This window comes from Psychrobacter sp. (genome assembly GCF_036731945.1).
Taxonomy (GTDB): domain Bacteria; phylum Pseudomonadota; class Gammaproteobacteria; order Pseudomonadales; family Moraxellaceae; genus Psychrobacter.
In genome coordinates this window covers 7,183-12,022 of record NZ_DAINDI010000042.1, presented here as the reverse complement: position 1 = coordinate 12,022, position 4,840 = coordinate 7,183, and the positions used below count along the sequence as shown (strand labels likewise).

The 4,840-nt window shown below is 42.3% G+C and carries 3 protein-coding genes; all 3 read right to left on the bottom strand.

Translation table 11 applies throughout. The features are described 5' to 3' along the window. On the bottom strand, positions 1–586 hold a 586-nt coding region (locus V7D75_RS09565), incomplete at its 3' end, for a type I restriction endonuclease (RefSeq protein WP_333614380.1). Continuing rightward, positions 579–1,910, bottom strand: coding sequence for a restriction endonuclease subunit S (locus tag V7D75_RS09560; RefSeq protein ID WP_333614379.1), 1,332 nt, complete (start codon positions 1,908–1,910; stop codon positions 579–581). The genes V7D75_RS09560 and V7D75_RS09565, both read right to left, overlap by 8 nt. Then, entirely contained in the window at positions 1,903–4,677 is a 2,775-nt protein-coding gene (locus V7D75_RS09555) for a type I restriction-modification system subunit M (RefSeq protein WP_333614378.1), read from the bottom strand. The genes V7D75_RS09560 and V7D75_RS09555 overlap by 8 nt, the downstream gene beginning before the upstream one ends. Between the last annotated feature and the right edge of the window lie 163 nt (positions 4,678–4,840).

Genomic DNA, 4,840 nt, shown 5'->3' with positions numbered 1-4,840 from the left:
GATCCTTTGTCGCTTTACGTTTATTCATATAGCGCTGTAGCTGTACAAAGGCTTCTGCCATGGGATTGGCGCAGGTCGGCCCGCCTTTTTTGCATTCAACGACGATCAGCGGAATACCGTTGACGAATAGCACGAGATCAGGAACGATAAATTGCTTTACGCAGCCTGGAGTATCGATACGAAACTGATTGATAGCATGAAAGGTATTATTCTCTGGATAAGCAAAATCAATGAGCTTAACGATTGGGTCTTGCTCACCCGTTATCTCGTTGACATCGACTTGTGATTTGAATAGCAGCTTTTGAATGGCTTCATTGGCCTCGAGCAAGGTCCGATTGGGCTGGCGCAGTATCTGATCTTGCAAGTCTTGTAGCTGCTTGTCGGTAAGCCAAGGCTGACCATCGGCAGTGGTGTTGATAGCAGCGACGCTCTTGGCAAAGATATCGGGCAATAGCCACTCACGAAAGTTATGGCGCAAACTCTTGATAGGATCTTGCGGGACGCCCTCGCCTTGGTCGATACCTGTCCAACCTAGCTCAGTCAATTGCGCGAGAAAAGGCTGTTCCACTTCGCTATATTCAGACATGCTCAGCCTCACTTTCGTCAACCGTCACTCGTTTTTTACCTGTTAGTAGGTCGTGCATTAGGCCTTGTTTTTGCTGCTCAAGTTTACGAACTAGATATCTTTCTGTTTTTAATTTAGCTTCAATTTTCTCTGCACGTTTTACTATGGCAAGTTGCTCATCATAATCAGGTTGAATGAACCATAGACTATTTAAAACCTCACTGTTAGCGACATCTCTGCCACCAGCATTAACCTTACACCTGATTTGCCTTCTAATAAGGTCATTAGAAGAAAGTTGGTACTGAAGAAAATCTGCTATCATTTTTTTGGAATCTAATGAAATCCTCATTAAATTGGATGACATAATCCATCCTACTTGCTCGTCTTTAATTACGCTCGAGCGCCCTACATCTGCAACTCTAGAAAAAACAACGTCATCAAGTTTAAGTTTGAAATCTATTAATCTATTAACATCTTTATTCCCAATATAAAGCAACTCTGATTCATTAAACTCACCTTCACCAAGCGAGCCTATGGTAATTACTGGATGCCCTTCTTCTCTCCAATGCTCACCTTTCAGTGCTGAACCGAAGGGGCCTGTACGAAGGTGCTGAACACTATCTTTAGACATTGATTTTAAATGTGATAAATCCCAATCCTTAGGAATCCAACCAATCTGAGTTTCCTGATAAAGCTCAGGCGCTTGCTCACGAGTAGGCCGCAATTTGCCATCAGATCCAATACCGCGCGTAAACAAATCCTGCATCAATCCTGCTTTGATCAGTTGATACTTAGCAATTAACGCTTCGGTTTTTTCGATGGTTTGTTGAATCATATCTAAATATTTTGCAATTTTACCCTGTTCTTTTTTTGATTCAGGAATACTTATCTGTACTGACGTAAATGAAGGTATTGATAAGGTATATCTTGTGGAACCCGCACATTTTTGTTCAAATTGCTTTCTTATATTCACTGAATTACAAAACCAAGCTGAAAACCTAATATCAAAAGTCTGATCGTTATGTGGTCTGTACCTAACGGTATGATAACTATGAAGGGTGTTTTCTAAATCTTCACATACTACCGCCGAATACCCAATATCATCTGGTGTTTCTGAAGATGGAGTAAATAAAATGTCTCCAACTTTTACTTGAGAACGTGTTCTTTCTACTTCTGATGCGCTTACATACATGAAGTCAATAGTTGAATCTATACTATTAGAATTATATACATCCATATAATTAACTAATCGCACTATTTTCTGATTAAGCAAAACTTTCTTATCTACACTACTTGTAGAAAACTTACCTAATTTTCCTAGTGAAGTATTTACCCAATCACTCATAACCCAACTCCATCAAAAACTCCTGCAATTGCTCAGATGCCGCATCACGCTCTTGCTCGATAGTCTTCGCCGTCGTTGCGTACTTCGACCATAGATTCTCAATTGCTTTGACACAAGCACGCTGATCCGCTTTTAGATACGCCTCGTAAGTATTCATTAGCGTCCGACGTAAGCGCTCAATGATCACTATCCGCGCCTCGTCTGCTAAGATTTTGGCGCGGGCACTATTGACCAGCTCATCACGATTGGCCTCTATGCCTTTGATATTGGCTCGTATCTCACGCACCTCATCCTCTAGCGCCTTATGACGCTCAAGGCTTATCGTCATCTGCTGACTGCGCTCATAAGCAAACTGCCCTTGCTTCATTGCATCAATTAATAATGGCGTATACTCTGACTCATGACCGACCTCAGTCGCTAAATCTACAATACGCTGACCATTAGCAAATACTGGATCAGATTGCGTCATCCCTTCGCTATTGTAGTAGCCTTTTTTTACCCCTTTGGGCGTTAGACCAGCGGCTTTTAATTCATTGTACATATTACCCGCCAGCGCTTTGAGCTCTTTTAGATGCGCCTTCCATTCTGCATTGATTGTTTTTAGATCTTCTTTTTTCTCTTTGACCTCATCGGATGGCAGCACACCGCTATCGTCCGTATCTTCAAAGTCTTCCTCATCAGCCGCAGCGAACAGTGCTTGCAGCTCCGCTAGCCGAGATTGCGAGGTCTCTAACTCTTCTAATACTTCAGGGAATTGGCTTTGCAGAATCTCTTGATCTGGGATCAGCTCAGCACTCCAGCCACTGGCAGCAATGGACTTAAAGTCTGCTTTTAACTCATCGACATACTTAGCAAAAGCGCCGCGTACTTGGAAAGTCGTTAACAGATCTTGATTGGCAAGCTCCTTTTCGATGCTCTCTAATAGCTGGCTACGCATCACATAGACATTATTGCCTTGTACATCATGCTGATTCTCAGGATCAGGCGCGAGCGCCTCGACTACTGGCAGATTGACCTGCCACCACGCCTCTAATTGTGCCATAAACTCATTATGCTTGGCAGTGACACCCTGATGCGTGGTAATGACATCAGCTATTTCACGCTTATCGGCTATCACTGGCGCTAGATCGACATAAACCTCATCACGCGGAATAAAAATATCATCTCTGAGCTGGGTATAGTTAGACCAATAGTGCTCTAAGCTATCTACCTCAGCTATTGGGACGCCACCATGCAAATGCGCGCGCACATCGTGAGGCTCAGGAGCTGGCGCGTTATCGACATAGCGACGAATATTACAGTTATAATCCTCCGCTGCGATTTCTGTATGAGGCACCAAGCGCGCATAAGCAGGAATGTCATTACCCGAGCGATAAGCATGAATGATTTTATCGATGTCTTCAGGACGCAGATGGTTCTGAGCTTTGCCTTCACGATACTCACGATCAGCATTGATAAATAGCACTTGATCACGATCTGCTGCACCCGCTTTATTTATCACCAAAATACAGGCCGGAATACCTGTACCATAAAACAAATTACTCGGCAAACCGATGACAGCCTCTAAATAGCCGTTATTAATAAAATGCTTGCGAGCCTCACGTTCCTCAGCACCTCTAAACAGTACACCATGCGGCATGACCGTAGCCACACGACCATCATGCTTGAGAACTGCAATCATATGCTGCACGAACATTAAGTCTGCTTTCTTGCCTTTTTCAGGCAACATGACAGGAAATCGACCAGGGAATTTAAGATTCTTTTTGATATAGTTTTGACTAAAAGGAGGGTTGGCAACCACCCGATCAAAGCGTTTTAGCTCATTGTCTTCGCCTAAATGCTGAGGTTCACGCAACGTATCTTCCTGACGAATATCAGCATGAGAAATACCATGCAACAGCATATTCATCTTGCAAATTGACCACGTAGTGCCGATCTTTTCTTGACCGTTAAGAGTAACTTCGTCTGCACTGCCACCATTTTCGCGCAGATAATCACGCATCTGAATCAACATACCGCCAGAGCCCACCGTTGGATCGTAAACACTCATTCCTTCTTTGGGATCACATATTTCGACACAAAGTCGTACTACTTCAGCTGGCGTATAAAATTCGCCTGCCTTTTTGCCTGCCGAGTCAGCGAAGTATTTGATTAGCCACTCATAGGCAGCCCCTAATAAATCAGGAAACTCAAAGTCCTCGTCTTTTAAAGGTATATTTTCGAAATTCTGTACGAAATCGGCAAGAGTATCGTCGTCTAATGTGCGTGAACCAATCTTACGGTTAAAGTTAATACTTTTTAAAACGTCTTGTAGTGCTTCAGGATTGGCATCCTCTATAGCTTCAAGCGCTTTGTTTAAAGTAGTGCCAACATTTTCTTTCACATGCTTTAACGCAGGATGTCTGATGATTTCTTTTTTTGGATTACCTTCTTCATCCAAAAGAACAACACCCTCTTGATCTTTTTGAACGATTTCTTCTGTCCAGCCTTCATTCCAACGCGCACGCGATGGTACAAAAAAATACTTGCCCGCGTAATTATCTGGATCATTGAGTTCAATCTCAATGTCTTCATCAGACATGCCTTGCGTCTTATATACTGCTCTGAGTTCAACTCTACGCTGATCAAACAAATCACTAGCCCGCTTCAAAAACAGCATACCAAAGATATATTCTTTATATTCACTAGCATCCATGCTTCCACGTAAATCATCACAGGCGGTAAGTAACAGATATTCAAGGCGCGATAAGGTAAGTTTCTGTGTCATTTAATAGTCTCTAGTTATTGCTTTCTTTAAGTTAAATCTAAAAATTAAAACATTCGAATTTGCACGATAAAACTTTAATATCTTAAAATTGGTTCGCTTTTTTAGTAGTTGTACTATAGGCTTTTTCCTTGACCAATTTCAACCAACGTTCTACTTATTTGGA